Origin of the sequence: Paenibacillus polygoni (assembly GCF_030263935.1) — a bacterium.
GTDB classification, from domain to species: domain Bacteria; phylum Bacillota; class Bacilli; order Paenibacillales; family Paenibacillaceae; genus Paenibacillus; species Paenibacillus polygoni.
Genome location: NZ_CP127162.1, coordinates 877,501 through 896,371, shown reverse-complemented (window position 1 = coordinate 896,371; position 18,871 = coordinate 877,501). Strand labels below are relative to the sequence as shown.

Annotated in this window: 17 protein-coding genes and 7 tRNA genes (1 of these 24 cut by a window edge); 1 reads left to right on the top strand and 23 read right to left on the bottom strand. The window is 40.7% G+C overall.

Annotated elements, in window-relative coordinates:
- Positions 1–153: 153 nt before the first annotated feature.
- Genes QPK24_RS04315 through QPK24_RS04300 form a run of 4 tightly spaced genes read right to left on the bottom strand, consistent with a single transcriptional unit; the run spans position 154 to position 3,763 of the window.
- Positions 154–1,041, bottom strand: a complete 888-nt coding sequence (locus QPK24_RS04315) for an ABC transporter permease subunit (protein WP_285746443.1) — start codon at positions 1,039–1,041, stop codon at positions 154–156.
- Positions 1,038–2,036 carry an ABC transporter ATP-binding protein gene (locus QPK24_RS04310; protein WP_213532754.1) on the bottom strand — a complete coding sequence of 333 codons (999 nt, stop codon included), beginning with the start codon at positions 2,034–2,036 and terminating at the stop codon, positions 1,038–1,040. Before QPK24_RS04310 ends, QPK24_RS04315 begins: the two co-directional genes overlap by 4 nt.
- Entirely contained in the window at positions 2,033–3,202 is a 1,170-nt protein-coding gene (locus QPK24_RS04305; protein ID WP_285746442.1) for a hypothetical protein, read from the bottom strand. Before QPK24_RS04305 ends, QPK24_RS04310 begins: the two co-directional genes overlap by 4 nt.
- Positions 3,203–3,250: 48 nt before the next feature.
- Positions 3,251–3,763, bottom strand: a complete 513-nt coding sequence (locus QPK24_RS04300; RefSeq protein WP_285746441.1) for a sigma-70 family RNA polymerase sigma factor — start codon at positions 3,761–3,763, stop codon at positions 3,251–3,253.
- 412 nt (positions 3,764–4,175) lie between these two features.
- On the opposite strand from QPK24_RS04300, the gene lpxA reads away from it, so the two are divergent.
- Positions 4,176–4,985, top strand: coding sequence for an acyl-ACP--UDP-N-acetylglucosamine O-acyltransferase (gene lpxA / locus QPK24_RS04295; RefSeq protein WP_285746440.1), 810 nt, complete (start codon positions 4,176–4,178; stop codon positions 4,983–4,985).
- Positions 4,986–5,109: 124 nt separating this feature from the next.
- Here lpxA and QPK24_RS04290 read toward each other — a convergent pair whose 3' ends face one another.
- From QPK24_RS04290 to QPK24_RS04200, 19 genes are all read right to left on the bottom strand, one after another.
- The gene (locus QPK24_RS04290) at positions 5,110–7,197 is read right to left on the bottom strand and encodes an alpha-glucuronidase family glycosyl hydrolase (RefSeq protein ID WP_285746439.1); all 2,088 of its coding nucleotides are present in this window, start codon (positions 7,195–7,197) and stop codon (positions 5,110–5,112) included.
- 70 nt (positions 7,198–7,267) lie between these two features.
- A complete protein-coding gene (locus tag QPK24_RS04285; protein WP_160032466.1) occupies positions 7,268–7,942 on the bottom strand; it encodes a GntR family transcriptional regulator in 675 nt (224 codons plus the stop codon).
- Between the two features lie 54 nt (positions 7,943–7,996).
- The gene (locus QPK24_RS04280; RefSeq protein WP_285746438.1) at positions 7,997–8,800 is read right to left on the bottom strand and encodes a Nif3-like dinuclear metal center hexameric protein; all 804 of its coding nucleotides are present in this window, start codon (positions 8,798–8,800) and stop codon (positions 7,997–7,999) included.
- 44 nt (positions 8,801–8,844) lie between these two features.
- Positions 8,845–10,470: an ABC transporter substrate-binding protein gene (locus QPK24_RS04275; RefSeq protein WP_285746437.1), complete on the bottom strand. Its 1,626-nt coding sequence runs from the start codon at positions 10,468–10,470 to the stop codon at positions 8,845–8,847.
- A 63-nt stretch (positions 10,471–10,533) separates the two neighbouring features.
- Positions 10,534–11,406, bottom strand: a complete 873-nt coding sequence (locus tag QPK24_RS04270; protein ID WP_213532746.1) for a carbohydrate ABC transporter permease — start codon at positions 11,404–11,406, stop codon at positions 10,534–10,536.
- Positions 11,407–11,419: 13 nt separating this feature from the next.
- Positions 11,420–12,340, bottom strand: a complete 921-nt coding sequence (locus QPK24_RS04265) for an ABC transporter permease (RefSeq protein ID WP_285749085.1) — start codon at positions 12,338–12,340, stop codon at positions 11,420–11,422.
- A 598-nt stretch (positions 12,341–12,938) separates the two neighbouring features.
- Entirely contained in the window at positions 12,939–13,904 is a 966-nt protein-coding gene (locus tag QPK24_RS04260) for a hypothetical protein (protein ID WP_285746436.1), read from the bottom strand.
- The gene (locus QPK24_RS04255) at positions 13,871–14,437 is read right to left on the bottom strand and encodes an RNA polymerase sigma factor (protein ID WP_285746435.1); all 567 of its coding nucleotides are present in this window, start codon (positions 14,435–14,437) and stop codon (positions 13,871–13,873) included. The genes QPK24_RS04260 and QPK24_RS04255 overlap by 34 nt, the downstream gene beginning before the upstream one ends.
- 225 nt (positions 14,438–14,662) lie before the next feature.
- Positions 14,663–15,097, bottom strand: coding sequence for a GNAT family N-acetyltransferase (locus tag QPK24_RS04250; RefSeq protein ID WP_285746434.1), 435 nt, complete (start codon positions 15,095–15,097; stop codon positions 14,663–14,665).
- 479 nt (positions 15,098–15,576) lie between these two features.
- Positions 15,577–16,683, bottom strand: coding sequence for a foldase protein PrsA (locus QPK24_RS04245; RefSeq protein WP_285746433.1), 1,107 nt, complete (start codon positions 16,681–16,683; stop codon positions 15,577–15,579).
- A 408-nt stretch (positions 16,684–17,091) separates the two neighbouring features.
- Positions 17,092–17,430 carry a hypothetical protein gene (locus QPK24_RS04240; RefSeq protein ID WP_285746432.1) on the bottom strand — a complete coding sequence of 113 codons (339 nt, stop codon included), beginning with the start codon at positions 17,428–17,430 and terminating at the stop codon, positions 17,092–17,094.
- Positions 17,431–17,512: 82 nt separating this feature from the next.
- Positions 17,513–17,671: a hypothetical protein gene (locus QPK24_RS04235; RefSeq protein WP_285746431.1), complete on the bottom strand. Its 159-nt coding sequence runs from the start codon at positions 17,669–17,671 to the stop codon at positions 17,513–17,515.
- Positions 17,672–18,271: 600 nt separating this feature from the next.
- Positions 18,272–18,342, bottom strand: a tRNA-Gly gene (locus QPK24_RS04230).
- Positions 18,343–18,351: 9 nt separating this feature from the next.
- A tRNA-Pro gene (locus tag QPK24_RS04225) sits at positions 18,352–18,425 on the bottom strand.
- A gap of 12 nt (positions 18,426–18,437) precedes the next feature.
- Positions 18,438–18,517: transfer RNA gene (locus tag QPK24_RS04220), tRNA-Leu, on the bottom strand.
- Between the two features lie 32 nt (positions 18,518–18,549).
- Positions 18,550–18,626, bottom strand: a tRNA-Arg gene (locus QPK24_RS04215).
- Positions 18,627–18,638: 12 nt separating this feature from the next.
- Positions 18,639–18,710 (bottom strand) — tRNA-Gly (locus QPK24_RS04210).
- 10 nt (positions 18,711–18,720) lie between these two features.
- Positions 18,721–18,801, bottom strand: a tRNA-Leu gene (locus QPK24_RS04205).
- Positions 18,802–18,812: 11 nt separating this feature from the next.
- A tRNA-Lys gene (locus tag QPK24_RS04200) sits at positions 18,813–18,871 on the bottom strand; it runs 17 nt beyond the window's last position.

Sequence of the window (18,871 nt, the reverse complement as noted above, 5' to 3'; positions counted from 1 at the left end):
GCAGAAGAGATCAAAGCAGCAGCCTTCCTTCTTTGTCCCGATGGTCTTATTCATTTAATTATTGATTTTATTATTGATTTTATTACGATCATTTCAAATCAATTATAGTTTCTTTAACTGTAAATATTCTTAATTGAAATTAAAATTATATCCTTATAAATCCTTCTTGCGGAATCGCAGGACTCCCCATACAAAAGCAATGGCAGCATATAGCATCGCATAGATCACAAAGGTGCCCGATGGAACATCTCCGATGAAAAATCCGGATATCATATGGCTTACATTAACGATACTGCCTAGTTCATCAAGACCGATGAGTCCATGCATCATTTTTCGCTGCAACGCATCCACTGGCATAATGATGGACATGAGTCCCGAAATATTAGACAGCGTATTACCGATTTCTTCTGCGCCAAAGGCCTCAAAAATCCCGATCTTCTGCACCTTCTCCAGCATACCGCCAAGCCAGCCTGCTCCAAATAACATGGTTATAAACACACCGTTTCCGAGCGATGAAAATTTAGTAGAACCGAGCATCGTAAGTGAAACGAGCAGAACAATAATGAGCGCAAGCAAGAGCAGTGCCTTAACATGAACCATAAAGTCTTTAGGGATTGCTGCATGGATATCCGTAATGACCATAATTGCTGTATATAAAATCAGCGTATAACAGCAGAGCAACGTGACAAATCCGAGCCACCGCCCAATATAAAACTGTGTTCTTGATATCGGACGTGTAAGCAGCGCCTGCATGACTCCTTGCTCCGCTTCCCCAGCGATCGAAGAGAATGAGCTAAAGATGGAGAGCAGCGCAATGACAAAACCAGCAAAGAAGAAGCCGATCATCATCATGAGAACTCCCGTCGTATAGTTAGTAATGATAGAATTGTCATCCGAAAACATCCCAAAGCTCTCACTTCCTGCGACAGCATCCGCAATAAACCAGTAAGCAATGAGGAATAGTATCGTAAGAATCATAGCGAGCACCATAACCCGCTTACGAATCATCTCTTTCCAGGTCATCTGCATAATGAGCATCATACGTCTCGTTCCCCCCGATGACTAAGCCCCTTCACTGCCGTTAAGAACCAGTCTTCCAATTTACCACTCTCTTTCCCAACTTCATAAAGCGTAAGCCCTTGTTCAATGAGTAATGAATTAATCCATCCCGCCTGTTCTTCATTCTGTAATTCGGCTTTGAGCCAGACCGTATCATGTCCTGAAATAACAAGTTCTTGCTGCGCTGTATTAGTAGAAGAATCCGGCTTATGTACCGTTTCTACTTCAAATTCAAAACCCGTTTCATCCTGAAGCCAAGTTCTAACAAGCGGTGTATACCCGCTTACTTTAAAGCGATAGGTTACTTTTTGCTGAAGGACATTTCCTACATCGCCCGTACGTAGAATCTCCCCATTATTAAGTAGTGCAATCTGGTCACATACCGCTTCTACATCCTCAAGCATGTGGGAGTTCAAGAAGATGGTCTTACCTTCTGCTTTCAATTTCATCAGAATAGAGCGAACCTCTTTACGCCCAACAGGATCAAGGGCTGAAGAAGGTTCGTCCAGAAAGATAATATCCGGATCACTAACAAGCGCTGCCGCAAGTCCAAGACGTTGCTGCATCCCTTTAGAATAGTTCTTAATCTTGCCTTTTCCCCGGCTGCCAAGTCCTACCTCATCAAGCAATTTTGGAATTCGCTCTTTGGCTGTTTTTGTATCTACTCCGCATAGTTTTGCATGAAGTTTAATTACCTCTTCTCCTGTCAGCCATTCTTGATACCTGAATAACTCCGGCAAGTAACCAATCCGCTTCTTCGCTTCCAGACTATGAATCGGATGTCCAAAGATGGTTGCCGTTCCCTCTGTAGGATGAATCAGACCAACCAGCATTTTCACAAAAGTGCTCTTCCCTGCTCCATTCGGGCCGAGGAAGCCAAAGGCTTCCCCTTTCTGAACGGTGATCGATACATCACGGCAACCACGACCATTATCGAACTCTTTCGTCAATCCTTCGGTATGAATAGCTGCTGTCACTGGTTCATCAGCTCCTTGATTTCTTCGATCATTTTCTCTTTTGTATCGAACAAAGTGTACCCCTTCAAGCGATACACCACATCATTTTTAGTCCATGTAGCCGTATAATTAACAATCTCTTCTTTACCTGATTCTCCATAGTAATTGTCACTATTCTGTTCTAAAATGACAGAATTGCCATCAACACTTATTTTCTCAACAGTACCATTAGTAATTACTGGAATCGGCAGTTTTCCGTTCAATATCTGTTCCGTTTGGATTGCTGACTTCATTCGATCTGGCAATAGTGGAAAGTTCAGCACTGCTTTTACTGCATCTTCAATTGCCACAGAAGAGTCTACGTTAACTGTCGGAATTTTTTGTTGATATAGAGATGCGCTTTTTTCATTGTCATCTGTTTGATAGATCTGATATAGCGTTGCCGGGACCTCGAATGTAATGACCTGACCATCTAGTGATTTTGGCATAAGATCATCTGCTCCCAGTCGTTTCATCGTTGCATTCACTTTAGGTATATCCAGCTTCATCGTTATCGTCTGTGAACTGTTCGCAATTCCAGAATGCTTCGGATCAATCAATTCATCAGTTACGGCCTGTAACCCGATCATATTCGCGATCTGCTCTGCTGTCTTATTCTCCGTTTTGAAGTACTCCCCAGATTCACTCGTAAAGGTTCCATACTTATTTATAAACTCTTGCTCCCCGGCTCCTTCTGAGATCGTGTTGAACAAGTTCATCAGTTCCCCTTCATCTACCGATGTGACTTCCTCCATCCGGAACTGATTAAGGATCGCAGCAAGTGCTTTATCACCAATAGGTGTTGCTACCATCACGCCGGCAATCGCTGCAGCAGCTGCGATGCTGATCCACTTTTTAGCAGGATGTCTCTTTGATTTCTTCCTCTTTGGCTTATTGTCTTGATTCTTATTCATTAAGTTCTTATTATCTTCATTTATCTTCATTTCTCTCATCTCTCCTTTGAATGTATTTGTGGAAACTCGATTTGTTTGATCTATTTCTAGCTCTTCTGATTTCTTCATATCCAGTTGGCTCGACGCCCAAGCTGCCCATTTGGGGCTCATCTCCTCTTTCTGGAGCTTGGATGTGAGCTTTTGCCATGCTTCATCTATCCGTTCATTTTCGTTGTTATCTTTTATAGAGGTCATGGATTCATTCAACTCCTTATCATTCCATATTCTCGTGAGGCGAAGATCCTAAGTCACCGATTTTCTTAGTACTTTCCGTTTCAATTTATTCGTTGCGCGGCTTAGCATGGAGCCGACAAGTGGCGGTCTTATATTCAGTTCCTCGGCAATTTCAGCGTAGCTGTAACCGGAGTATTTTAGCATCAGCACCTTACGATCTCGTTCAGGCAGCTCTTCCATCCACTTCCGAACTTCTTCTTGGTCCATGCGCCTAAGAACTATTTCCTCTCCGGAGGCTATCTGCTGCCCCATATCATAATGTTGCTCCTGTTTATCTTTTAATTTTCGCTCTCTAATTTGTTTACTTATATAGTCATATCCGATGCGAGTCAGTACACGATGTAACCATGCACCCATTGCAGCCGGATCATCAGGCGGATTACGGTATAACCTGATAAAAACTTCTTGCGCAAGATCTTCCGCCGCGGCTTCATCCTGAACCAGTGCAACGAGTTTACGTCTCACGATCGGATAATGCTCTTCAAACACGGTGCGGAAAATATCAATTTCTGGTCCTTCCATGCGTTATTCGTCTCCTTTCAGCTGCAGCTATCTATAAGACGGACCTTGTATTTATTTTGTAGCACTAAAATCATTTTTCAACATATCTTTAGTTGCTTTAATGAGTTATGAGAGTAATTCACTTATTATAAAATATCAAACAATGTGATTCAGCGTTCAAATAAATTGATAAGAAGGAGATGCAGAAAAAACCTCGAATTATAGAAAATATGGAAATTTTCTGGATAATAACTTGCTGATGAGCGTGTAAGATTAGTTCATTGTTAAACAGATAACAGAGGCAATAACAGTGCACTCAGCTCGTCCAGATAAGGAGAAACAAACAGAATTTCCTTCTTATTACTTCTTAAAACAACCATAATTCGACATAAAATGATAGATTTATAAATCACTTAAGATATGAGGGATAAACATGTTCAGTTCAACGCTCGCTATTCATGCGACAGCTATTATTCATCCAACAGCGGTAATCGGAGAGAATGTTACAATTGGCCCATTCAGCATTATAGAAGAAGGAGTCAAAATCGGAGATGGATGCCAGATTGGGAGCCATGTTCATATTGGTTCACACACACAATTAGGGAAGAATAATCAGATATTTCAAGGTGCTATCATTGGTGCAGTCCCGCAAGATAAATCATGTAAAAACGGTGGAGATCGCCTGATTATTGGTGATAACAACACAATAAGGGAGTATGTAACAATTAGCAAAGGAACACACAAAAGCGATGGGATAACACGTGTAGGAGATGGCAATCTTCTTATGAATTACGTTCACATCGGGCACGATGCAATACTTGGTAATCACATTGTCATTGCTAATAGCGCTCAATTAGCGGGACACGTGGAGATTGAAGATTGTGTATTTATTGGCGGCCAGGTTTGTATCCTTCAGTTCTGTAAAATTGGTAAGCTTTCCATGGTCGGTGGGATGAGCGGTGTTTCCCAAGATATTGTACCTTACTCTTTTGCTAACGGTGAACGCGGAGATATATGTGGTGTAAATATTATCGGGTTAAGGAATGAGGGAGTATCCAGGGATGAAGTGAAGATCATAAAAGAAATACACTCTATTTTATTTCGCCAGAAGTTATCACTAGCTAAATCGATCGAAGCAATAAATGCCTTACCTTCATCGGAATGCAAGCACCATACACTCCAATTCATTAATAAATCCACACAAGGAATCGCAAGAATGAACGATAAAGTTCACTCCTCCTAAATACTAACTAAATAGCAATAATGCACTCATGCTTTATTATTTATTATTTTCAGATTACTCAAAAAAGCTGCCGAGGAATGGCTCCTCAGCAGCTTTTTTCGTTTAGGTACCGGAGAGTCAAACCCTAATAAATCGTCCGGTTCTGTTCATCTGCAATCCCTGATTTACGATAGAAATACGTATTAATAATATCTCGCCATTCTTTAGAATGCTTATGCTGATGTTCAAGTCGTGCCATTACACCTGCATAACGCTTCGCATCGATTTTCCCTTCCAGACTGCTCCACTGCTGAATAAGATTCTCTACTCCTTCTACTCCGGCAAAGTGAGTATCATAGATATGCTGAATTACCGTACTTCCTGAATGTAGCTTGTGCGTATAAGGCACATGATGGAAGAAGAGCAACAGCTTATCCGGGCAGGTCACAAGCGATTCATATCGTTCGGCATTTTCCGGGAAATATTGACCTGTGTACCCTGTACCGTCTTTTACCGTACGATTCACCCCAATTCCATCGCAATCGGCAAAATGATACGTACCCCAGACCGAGTATTCATATCCATCCACGTTAGGACCATAATGATGCTCTGGATTAACCATCCAGCCTACTCCAAGCGGAGAAGTATAACTTTCATAGATTCCCCAAGACGCAGCAAGCATGGAGCTTACCTGTTCTACAACATCATGGTCATTTCCAAATGTCTGATGGATCCACTCCGAGGTGATCTGTTGTTCTGACAGATCTGGATTCCAAGTCAGTCGTCCATACCCATACAAATTCGCTTGGGCTAACGTATGTCCTGTCCAGTTCTCATCATCTCCGACATTAATTACAGCTGAAATCCCGCTGTGTGCATACGGATACAGTTCGCCAGACACTACTTTCTTAATCTCGGATTTGGCACCTTTGGCGTATGTATCAAAATCAAGTATCTCTTTCCACTGCGGAATTAAATAACAGAGATGCCTTTGCTGTCCCGTATATTCCTGAGTGATCTGGAATTCCAGTATTTGATTCGTATTTGGCATAGCACCAAGCAGCGGTGATACCCCTTCACGCACTTGGAAATCCATCGGCCCATTCTTAATCTGCAAAATTACATTATCTTTAAACTGTCCATCCAGCGGTTTGAAATGATCGTATGCTGCTCTTGCCCGGTCTGTTGTTCGATCCCGCCAGTCTTGCAGGCAGTTATATACAAAACAGCGCCAAATCACGATTCCGCCATAAGGTTCCAGTGCTTCAGCGAGCATATTCGAGCCATCTGCATGGGTTCTTCCATACGTAAAGGGTCCGGGTCTATGCTCCGAATCTGCTTTGACTACAAACCCGCCGAAATCTGGTATTGCATCGTATATTTCCTCCGCTTTTGTCTTCCACCAGGCACCGACTCTTTCATCAAGAGGATCAGCCGTCTCAAGTCCTCCAAGCTGAATCGGGCTCGCATAATTGACACTAAGGAATAATTTAATTCCGTACGCTCTAAAAATCCCCGCTACTTTCGCTACATCCGGTAAAAACTCGGACGTAATCAGCTTTGTCTCTACTTTATGGACGTTTACATTATTAATAGAAATCCCATTAATCCCAATCGAAGCCATCATTCTTGCGTAGTCCCGAATCCGCTCATCATTTTGCACAAACTGATTATCTTTGAAAAAAATAGACCGTCCTGCATATCCTCGTTCAATCGAACCGTCCATGTTGTCCCAGTGGTTCATCATACGAAGCGGATTTTTCGGATTTTCGATAATATCCAGCTGAGGAAGTGTCTGTCCCTCTGACTGCAGAAGTCGCAGCAGATGGAACGTACCATACAGCAATCCCTTCTCTGTTTTTCCTATAATATATACGGCTTCCCCTTCTTCTTGCGGCAGTGACCTCAGGGCAAACCCTTCCTCTCCCAGATGCTGAGAAAGTTCCTTTGTCTGTAACGCTTCAGGTAAATCTTCCGCAGTAACCATAGCAAGCTGAATATGCGGACCATGAGCAGCAGTCTCAGATAGGTTCGCTGTCGCTATTAGTTCAGGTTCATTTCCAGTCATCTGGAGAATAGCATAACGGAGTTCCCGTATGGCGGACTCTGCTGCTTCTCCTGATGCGGAGCTATGTCTTACAATTGTGGATAAACAAGGTAAATCCTGTCTTTTCTCATATCGTAACCAACCTTTGTCGGCCGAAGAATAAGGAAGCTGTTGTAACTCAGTCATGAGGTCACTCATCCTCTCTATTTCTGAAAGTTTTTTTAAAGCCAATGAATGGATTATGAAATGGATTCAATTAGACAAAATAATGCGGATATTTCTCTAACAAGAAATCTTGTTCCACTACAGCGAGCCGCAAATGATCCTCCATGATTTGAACAGCCTGTGATGTCTCTTTGTCTACAATCAGCTGATAGATTTCCTTGTGCTGAGAAATAATATTGCCCCAGTTCAAATCTTTGGATAATCTGAGCATACGAAGCCGATTGAAATGAATGTTGAGCTGTTGCAGCATTTTCCATGTTCGTGCTTTTCCTGTACCCTCAAACAAAATCTGATGGAACTCTTCATCCAGCTCATAAAGTTTGTAGACATTATTTCTGCCTGCGCAGACGTCCTGCAAAGCAATATTGGTTTCCATCCGAAACCTGTATTCTTCATCAAAAGATTCACATGCAAGAGCTACAATCTCTCTCTCAATTTTCTCTCGTATGAACCTCCCTTCTTCCACATGCGCCAGATTAATCAGGGATACCGAGCTTCCACTTTGCGGCACAATATCTAGCAGCTCTTCTTCTGCCAGTTTCATAAAAGCCTCGCGTACCGGAGTCCGGCTGACATTCAGTTCCTCTGATATCTCTTTCTCGGAAATTTTCTTGCCCGGTTCCAGTTCCAAGTGCATGATTTTATCTTTCAAATAATGATAAGAGTAAGCCCGAGTAGACCCTTTGAGCTTCTGTTCTGTAGACATATGGTTCCCTCTTTCTTCTCCAATACTTGTATCTATCTCTAGTTAGCTACTATGTCACAGCACCTTAATGACGGGAGATGCGGGTATAAAATAAACCGGAAGATCCGGAAAATGATCTCGAATCTGCTGAGCAACTGCCTTCATTCCCGGCTCTTCACTAGCCGCATGACCAATCAGGATTTGTGACTGCGGGCTTCCTTGACTCACTGCATCCTGTACATATTCGGGTGTTTCCCACTCAGGTCCTTCTCCAGCTATTAGTAGATCGATTCTTTGTTCCGTGAATAAAGGAAGCGCGATATTACCCCCGCCCCGATAACCGGAAGTAAGAGCAATTTCACAACACTTTTGTTCACTGTCTCCAGCAAAACGAACATAAGGAAGATCAAGTCTATCTTTCAGATGTTGAACGATCTGCTGCACGCTGAGCGGCTCAGGAAGGGTAACCAGACAAGCATACTTCAGATGGCTATGTTGATACGTATCCCAGTCTAACGCTTGTAGAAGTCCATGCGTGATGATATCGGGAACCGCTTGATGCGGACCGTCATGATATCGATATAAGATCATTTGGTGCGATTTAATCTGTTCCTTTTTTCTTAAGATGACAGGGTCATTTATTTCCTGCTCTTCAGCTCTGCTCCCATGATGTTCATAAAACACACCTTCATGGGTGATGAAAAGATTTGCTCCAAGCTGTGCTGCTTTCTCAATCGTCTCATGGGAAGCAACAAAGGAAACAGCCACTCCCTGAACCTTTTGTTTCATATTCCCCGTGATAAGCCCATCCACCGTAGAACCTTCAGGTCCAGATGCAAGAGGAAGCACATCCATTACTTCTTGAACGGTCAATGACAAATGATCACCTTACCTTCTGTGAATTAATTCTGATAACGGAAAGCTTATTTTCCTTCTTTGTACTCTTTATATGTTTTGTTTGCAAGTTCCAGATACTGCGTTAGTCCTTGGCTTTCCAGTTCTTTTACAAAGGCATCAAACTCGGATAAATCTCGGTCACCCAGAATAAATTTGAGTGTATTTTGATCTGTATAATCTTTAAGCGGTGTACTGAGGAGTGTAACTCTCTCACGTTCTTCTATAGAATACGGGATTGGAGGTTCTGCTGGAAGGACCTCTTTGACTTCTTTCATGTCATTTTGGAACTTCAGTTCTTCTTCACTAAACATAGAGTGCAGCAAATCCGTCGTCCCGCCATAGGCGAATACTCCACCAGAGAAACCATAATCAATACGTAAATCTTTTGTACCTTTTGGATTCAGACCATTGAAGTTAATATCATCAGCGAGTTTACGAACCCCATTTTCTTTCGTATATGTCTCTCCTTCGACTCCCCATTTCGCAAACTCTTGACCTTCATCGCTGTAATACAGCCAATCGATAAACTGGAGAATCGCTTCGAAATTTTCACTTTGTTTTGCTTTTGCAGAGATCATGACACCGTTCTCCAGTCTTCCTCCAGACATGAGCTGACCTGCCGGCCCGCCAGGCACCGTAATTTTGGCAACAGAGAACTTACCTTCACCAAGCGTTTTATTCATATCATTACGGTGCAGAACAACGGTTTGAGAATTCCCATTAATAATAAACGATTTCCCGTTTATAAATTTTTGAATAGCCTGATCATCGTCTTGAGTAAAGCTTTCTTTATCCAATAGACCTTCTGCTACGAGCTCGTGGAAATAAGTCAGCATATCCTTATACTCCTGTGTAGCCGCCGTATATACAAACTCATCTTGTTCCGGCTTGTAAGTCAGGCCGCTTCCAAATCCCCATCCGCCTTTCGTTCCAAATCCAGTTGAAGCAACATTCAGTGTGCTTAGGAATTTAAAACGATCCGAGAATGGGATAGAGTCCGGGTACTCTTTTTTAAGCTCCTGCATAACCGTCTTCAGTTCATCCCACGTCTTTGGTATGGCAAGATTATGTTTTTCCAAAATATCTGTACGCACGATCAGCGTATAATCTGGCCAAATTTCTTCGTGTAGTCCCGGAAGAACATAGTATTTTCCGTCTTCTTGGCGAAGACCTTCTAGCTCCGTATCAAGGCCCCACTTCTCTACTTTATCCTTGAAATTCGGCATCAAGTCAATGTAGTCACTGACAGGCAGAATCGCATTAGAAGAGACAAAAGCCGATTCTTCACCTGGATATGTTTTAGGAATAACTAGTGGTGCATCACCCGAACTTATGAGCAAAGATCGTTTTTGAGGATAATCACTCATCGGTACAATAACAGGATCCAGCGTAACACCGGTCATTTCTGTGATTTTCTTAAATAACAACCAATCTTTTTTGTAAGGATAAAGCGGCTGATCACTATACATAATCGATAGTTTAAAAGGTTCTGTTGCTTTAAAGGTTTCTCCTACGGCGTAGGATTCCATTGCTCCTTTATTTTGGATCTCTGCTTCTTTTCCGCCCATACCATTACTGCAAGCCGCCAGTGATAGACTGAGTATAGCTGCAAGTGCTGTTTTTCCCATCACGCGAAGAGAAGGTTTCTTCATTTTGTTGCCCCCCATAATTTGATGATTCACTTACGATTGAACGATCTTGTCATGTCTTAGGTGTTAACCCTTGACCGATCCAAGCATGATACCGGATACAAAATACTTTTGGACAAAAGGATAAATCGTTAAAATAGGTAAAATCGTCAAAACCATGGTGACTGATTTGATGTTAGCAGAAATTTGAGTCAAATTATCAGCGGATGTAGCTCCTGCCGAAGTTCCTCCCGTAGCAGCAGCAATCATATTCCGAAGGTAAATCGTAACCGGGAACTTTTCTTTTTGATCAAGGTACAGAAAGGCTGGAAACCAGGAGTTCCAGTGCCCAACGGCATAGAATAGAACCATCGTCGCCATAACCGCTTTACTAAGTGGCAGAATGATACGAAATAAAATCCCGTACGTACTTAGTCCATCAATAGCTGCGGCTTCTTCTAATTCTTCCGGCATGTTCTCAAAGAAAGATTTCATAATGAGCATGTTATATATGCTGATTGCCCCTGGAATAACAAGGGCCCACATGGAATTACTGAATCCAAGGCTGTTAATCAGTACGTAGTTGGGAATCAGTCCGCCATTAAAAAACATAGTGAAGACGGCAAACATCGTTAGAAACTTGCGCCCCATGAGTCTTTTTTTAGATAAGGCGTAGGCAAAAATCGTAGACAAAAACATAGAAATAGCTGTTCCCACTAAAGTATAAACAACGGTGTTTTTGTAATTAGTCCAGAACATGTTGTCTTTTACTACGGTCTTGTAAGTATCGATATTAAATCCTTTCGGAATGAGATTCACCTTTCCCGAATTAATATAGGCTTCACTGCTGAACGACTGTGCGACTACATTGAGAAAGGGATACAAAGTGATAAAGACAATACATAGTAAGAAGACCGCGTTGCAAGTTTTGAATATTTTATAGGACATGGATTCCTTCATATCTCACTCCCCCTTACCATAAGCTTCGTTCTGTCAGTCTGCGTGAGATGGCATTTACCGAGAAAACAAGGATTAACCCGATAATGGACTCAAACAGACCAATCGCTGTTGCATAACTGAAGTTACTAGACCCAATTCCGACACGATAGAGATAAGTGGATATCACATCCGAAGTTTCGTAGATAAGTGGGTTGTATAGTAAGAGAATTTTCTCAAATCCTACCGCAAGGAAACTTCCCATATTTAGAATGAGCAGCGTTACGATCGTTGGTAAAATGCCTGGAATCGTTACATGCAACGTCTGTTTCCAGCGATTCGCCCCGTCAATTCTTGCTGCTTCATATAGGGAGTCATCAATTGTAGTGAGTGCTGCGAGATAGAGTATGGCCCCCCAGCCCATGCCTTGCCAGATTTCAGAAGTAATATAGATGGTACGGAACCACTCCGCACGTTGCATAAAGTTAATCGTCTCACCTGTGAAGAATTGTACTAATGCATTGATGGAACCATTTGTGGCAGTCAACTGCAGAATCATCCCTGCGACGATAACGATGGATAGAAAGTGTGGGAGGTAAGATGCTGTTTGCACAAATTTCTTAAACTTTTTGCTCTTCACTTCATTAAGCAGAAGGGCAAAAATAATCGGCATCGGAAAAGTAAGAAGCATCGTAAGTCCGCCTAGAATAATCGTGTTTGTGAATACTCGCCAGAATGTCGGATCATGGATGAACATCTGGAAATAATGCAGTCCTACCCATTTTTCTCCGAAGATACTTCCTCCAGGTACAAAACGGCGAAACGCAATCACATTTCCAATCATCGGACCGTATTTAAATATAAGTAAGTAGATAATAGGCAATACAAGCAAGGAGTATAGCTGCCAGTCTTTGCGAAGAAGAGATCCTATCATTTGCAGTTTGCTTTTAGGTGCCATTTTTATTTGGGGCTGTGTACTGCTTACGGTTTTCGTATCCATGTTCATCATTCACTCCAATCCATTTAAGCTCGGCCCTGACTGGTGTCATTACGGTTCTTAGAATCTAAGTTTCAACTCACGAATGAGCTCACGAATGAATATCCTCATCACCCGATGAGTAACCCTTCTATTAAATCTGCGATTCAAATCCCCCTTTTCTATTAGATCAATAGGTCTCTGCAATAGACACATTCCATATTACATAACGTATCTTTGGACCCACTCATTTAAAAAAAGCGCTTACAATACAGCTTTTAAAACAACACCGCTTTTTCAATAGACTCTTTACAAAACGCCCCTTGAAGAACAAGCAAATACGGAAATGCCTCAAAACTAACTTCAGCTGCTTTTGAATACTAGTCATACTAGTATGTTAGTTGGGTTTATTGTAATCTACCATTTCCATTAATTCAATATATTTCTTATAATTGGTCCCTATTTTTTTCTAAGGCCCTCTAACCGCTCCCATTTGCTCACAAAAAAGCACCCTCAAGAATCAAGTATCCTAACCCTATGGTTAGTTACCTATTCTATAAAAAGTGCTATAGTTATTTATCTATTCTTTTTTTGATATTGCATGAATTAGACGACCCGCCATCTTCACCATCTCTTCTTCACTTAAAGCGATATTTGCATTATCTTCCATAAAGTATGCTGTGGAAGTTGATTCATCATACCAAGCGATTCTGGTGTTAAAGTAAGTATTACTTGAATCATGCATAATTAGTGCTTGCTGTGTATCTATCTTTATTTTCCTGCTTATCGCGCCAGCTGGTTGAGGTACCTGTAGTCCTAGACCATATGAAGCCATAACTATTAGACTGTTTGGTTCATTCTTTGTAGAAAAGTAGAGATGAACGCTACCGGCCTTACTCCACTGCAGAGTCTCTGAGATGATTTTCTCGTTGGTTCCTATTGCCTTCGAACTAAGCCTTTGAAGCAGCTTATCATATTCAGAACCTTCTCCATCTCCAGCTGAAGGATATTTCGGCCAGATTGTTGCAAAATGAAACGTGTATCCTTTGGATAAATAGGAGGGGGATATCAGATCTGGTGCATTTGTACTTTTTGCTTTCTTATACAACTCGTTGATATCGTAATATTGGATGGGTTTATACTCATAAAGAATTTTAGTTGGGCCAAGATAGGCTTGCAAGTCAGTTTCTATGGGGAAATATGCTATGAGTTCTCCGGGTTTGGCTTCTGGTTTCAATTTTTCTATCCGTTTAGATTCTTTTGAATAATAGTTACGATCTTTCATAGGATACGTGTCAACGACGACTTTCCCCTTCTTATTATAGATTTTCGCAAATTCCTCGGCAGCATAGGTTGTTACCGAAGCAATACACACACAGAAGAGAAGGAACAAAGACACTGTTTTCCATCTATGGTTACTTTTTTTCTTCATTGTTGAGTTCGTGATCTGATCTATAACACGAGGGGCGACCGAAATATGCCTAATTTCTTCGTCCGTGACACTATGCCGCCTTATGCTTTGGTTTTCATTAGTGAAAATGTCCATTCCTCCTCATCCTCCCGCTCCATCCATGTTTTTTTCACTTTCATCTTTGTTCTGCTGATTCTTTTTCGGACAGCTTCTGAGCTGGTTCCTGTGATCTCCGATATTTCTTGATAGGTTTTTTCGTGAAATACATGAAGAATAAGTAGACTCCGTTCCGCATGACTGAGACTGAGAAATACTTTTTCAAATGCAGGACTAAAAATACTTCGCTCATGAACATCCGTATTTGTTTTGCTTCGCTCCTCCATAAAAAGCAGAGACTTAGCCTTCTCATATACTTTTCTTTTTCTGAGGATATTAATACAGTGGTTATAAGCAATCTTGTACAGCCAGGAGTTAAAACTATACTTCGGTTTATAGGAATCAATCGACTTGTACGCCTTAAAGAAAATCTCTTGGATCGCGTCCTCCGCATCTTGTTCGCTGTTCAAAATCCGGCTGCAATAGATGAATATCTGCCTTTCATATTGATGTACAATATAACTGAATTTCTCGATGTCTCCAGCCTTCACGTCAGCTATGTATTGTTCCATTCGCTCCAGTGCCCTCTCCCCCTTTCTGCTTGTTTATCTATATAACAGTTGTGAACTTAGAAAACGGACACAGTGAACTAAATATATAAATTCTCTTTAAGTACATTACTTCTAAAAATGACCCCTAATACGTTGCTATGCCGCTAAAGATAAGGGATTTTAAAACCATTCATCACAACAAAAAAGACCCTGATAATCTATCAAGGCTCGCATCTCCATCTCGTATTAATACTCCAGCTTGTAAACTACTTCTCCCTCAATTATACGACCATCTGCTGCAAATCCTAACTTCTCATATAAAATCTTTGCCCAAGTATTATCTGGTTCAAAGCTTATGTAGATTACCTCATGCTTTTCATCCTCTTTAATCCTGTCGATTAGCTTCTCCATTGCAGCCTTGCCATAGCCTTTTGACTGATACTTCTCATCAATCATTACACGGTAGATCCAGTATTCCTGATCCTCATCATCTATACAGTACATTGTAAACCCTACTAAAAGGTCATCGTGATAGATCGACAAACAGATACACTCCGGAAATGCCTTAGCCTGTGCCAGAGAAAACAAATTATTCGCTACAAACTCTTTCTGTCTATCTGCCACACCCAGCTTAATCACATCAAAAAAATTATTTCTATCGATCTCCCTAAATTCAATCATATTCTATGCCCCCATAAGTTATCAGTTCCACCGAATTGATCGTGCACAGCCCTGTCCGCTAATTCAGCTTTATACAAATTATAGAACCCTGATTCTTTTGGTATATCATGTCATAATTAGCAACAATCAGACAAGGGAATAATTAATTAAACTCAAAATTTCCTGATCAGCTGCAAAAAAAAAGAACCTAAATTTAGAATTCAAGGTTATCAAAAAGTAAAATTCGATTCGATTCGTTGCAAAGTTCATAAAAATATGCAAGCCTAATAGCTTGCATTAACAATAAAGCGGATTGACCATTATTTTTTAGGTATTGTTATAATTTCTTATCCATTAACATCAAAAGAAATCGCACCGAACTTTTTATCACATTTAAAATATAGCAAGATAAGTATACAACGATCCTGGTATAAGCAAAAAAAAGAAGGCAACCCATTTTATTGGTGCCTTCTCTTCTTATTTCATCGAATTTCTGTCGCTTATTCAGTTGTTGTCGTTTCGGTTGTTGTCGTTTCTGTAGGATCAGTAGACTCAGTAGTCTTTGTTTCTTCAAGTTTATTGGTTATCTTTGCATTGGAACGCAGATCAGACAACCATGTGGAAGACAGTTCGCTAACTTGTTGATCTACTAGCAATTTGCGAATATCTTCTTTTTTATCTTCAAGTGTTGGATTTGCAGCTTCTTTATAATCTGTTTTCTTAATAATATGGTAACCATGATCGGACTTGACTGGTTCACTGATCTCATTGATTTCCAAGGAGAAAGCTGCTTTCTCGAACTCTTCTACCATTTGACCTTCACCGAAGAATCCAAGATCTCCGCCATTCGTTGCTGAAGCTGTATCTGTAGATTTCTCAGATGCCAAGGCTGCAAAGTCTGCTCCTCCATCCAGCTCTTTCTTAATCGCTTCAGCTTCTTCCTTCGTTGCTACAAGGATATGTGAAGCTCTTACTTGCTCTGGAGTAGCAAATGAATCTTTGTTCTCTTCGTAATAGGTGCTAATATCTTCGTCTGTCACCTTCGTTTGCGGCTCTAAAATTTTGCGGATTTTCACTTGAATTTCCGTGTTTTCCTTGAGGTCATCAAGTGTCATGCCTGATTGGGCAAGAGCTGAATTTAGGGCTTCTTCACCGCCAAATTGCGTCTTGAGCGCTTCTATCTCAGCGTTCACATCTTCTTCTGTAATAGAGACGTTGGCCTCCGCTGCCGCCTGGTCAATAAGTTCCATAGTAATCAAATTATCAAGTGTGGACGTTCCACCAAGTGTCACCAATTCACTATATAAGTCGTCCTTTGTAATCTTAGTACCGTTGACTGAAGCCACAGCTTCATTGTCTCCCCCAAATGGAGGCTTGATTAGTACGATAACAAGAATTACAGCAAGAACTCCTGATACAATCATCCATACTAAGCTGCTTTTTCCTTTTGTAGTAACCTCAGAATGATCATCTGCTAACGTCTCCACATTCTCCTCTTGCATTACTGTCTCTGGAGATGTTTCTTGCTGTACTGCTGTTTCCTGTTCTTCAGTTAAAGAATCTTTCTTTTCTTCTTCGTTATCATTTTGTAATGGTTTATTATCCAATTTTTAAAAACTCCCTTCGCGATTTCCTTCTCACTCTATTAAATATAAAGGTTTTATAAAACAAAACATTAAAATAACATAAAAATTTTAAAAAATATCATTTTCATTCACTTTTCACCAAAAGATAGATACTGATTATTCCACATAAAGATTTGATAGAATTAAATTAATAATAGAGAATTAAATACAATATAAAAATCAGGGCTACCCGCCCATTAAATGGAACCTTCAATATTAGTTGATGTCTAACATTCAGGGTTTAATTCATAGCGTGTGTTTATTGTTTTGCGCGTTTCATACACTCAACTGACTAAAGCCATAATAAAAAAAGACCTTCTTAAGGTCTCTTAATAGTCTCTCAACAAGGTCTCTTTTGCAAGTTTGCGGCTAATAAACACTTATAAGTTTCTATATGTCAAATTCTAAACCAGCAATCTTCCACTCTTCGTTAAACTTTATAAAACTTAAATGTAGGAATGTTGGAGGGATTTCAGGTTCACCCTTTAAGTCGGTGTAAAATTCCCTAATAAAGATCTGAAATGTATTTGATTTAGGATCATATTCATACCCTTGGATTACCCAATCATCGAGATGAATCTTTTTTTCATTATTAAATAACAGCCACTCATCACCGTTAGCATCTTTAGCGTATAACTTGTTATCTTTTTCTTCAAGCATAATGTCGTCCAATAACAATTGGCGTAGCTTTTCTATATCTCCTGTTGTGTGAGCTTGAACAAACTCCATTGAAATATTACTTATAAAAGCATAGTTTTCTTTTCTATATGATAATTATCGATCTTTGTATTCAGTTGCTGAATCGTTTGATTTAATTCCTATATCTTTTTTCTTTTTCATTTAATATTTCCGTAAATTTTGTTTTTTCTTCTTCCAGGTTACTTTCATATTCTCCTAATGAATCATCTTTCTGAGAACAAGCGGTAAGCAGCGTTAAGCTACAAATAGCAACAATCCATAATTTCCTCAACAGATTCTCCTACTCTCTCACTTCATTAGAAAATCAATATTCCAAAATGACAAAGCTAAAGAAAATACAGCCCTACAACAAGTACAAATAACATGACTATATTAAATACAAACACATTAAATACGAACTGTCCTCGATTCCTAAAATAACTGCTTTAAAGCTTGCGATTATAGATAAATTGAAAACGTATTGCTAAGTAAAGTAGATAAAAATATTGACAACGATGCCATGATTCCTAGAATATATGAAATCCGAATTATACCAAAGTTCTCTCCCCTTTGTCCTTTCATGGTTACCTCACTCCTAGAATCCAAAGGGTGCCCTTATTTTACCATATATAGATTTGAACAACCTAAAAAAAATACGCCCTCTCTTGTTAGTCTTATCTAACAAATGGGGCGCAGTTCAACCATTAATCCGGATATTCTTTTATTAACACTGTTTGTTACAATTACTAACCGTATTACGGACCGTCGTAACGATGGTCCCAAAAACATAAGATCCTTCCGTAAAAGAAAGACCTGAGAATACATCCTTACTCTCTTATAAATGAAAAAATAATAAAAACCCCTTCGCTTTCACGAAAAGGTTTACGAATGAAGCGGGTGATGGGAATCGAACCCACGCTATCAGCTTGGAAGGCTGAAGTTCTACCATTGAACTACACCCGCGTATAAGTATCGGGATGACACGATTTGAACATGCGACCCCCTGGTCCCAAACCAGGTGCTCTACCAAGCTGAGCTACATCCCGTAATATATATTATGCCGGTGAAGGGACTCGAACCCCCACGGTTTCCCTCACGATTTTGAGTCGCGCGCGTCTGCCAATTCCGCCACACCGGCTTATTTTAGTTTCTTATTTTAAAAGAAGTTAATGGCGCGCCCTGAGAGATTCGAACTCCCGGCCTTTTGATTCGTAGTCAAACGCTCTATCCAGCTGAGCTAAGGGCGCAAATGATATAAAAGCGGACGACGGGAATCGAACCCGCGACCCTCGCCTTGGCAAGGCGATGCTCTACCGCTGAGCCACGTCCGCAATTAAAGGATGCGCGTGAAGGGACTCGAACCCCCACGTCAAAGACGCTAGATCCTAAGTCTAGTGCGTCTGCCAATTCCGCCACACGCGCATGTAAATATATGGTGAGCCATGAAGGGCTCGAACCTTCGACACCCTGATTAAAAGTCAGGTGCTCTACC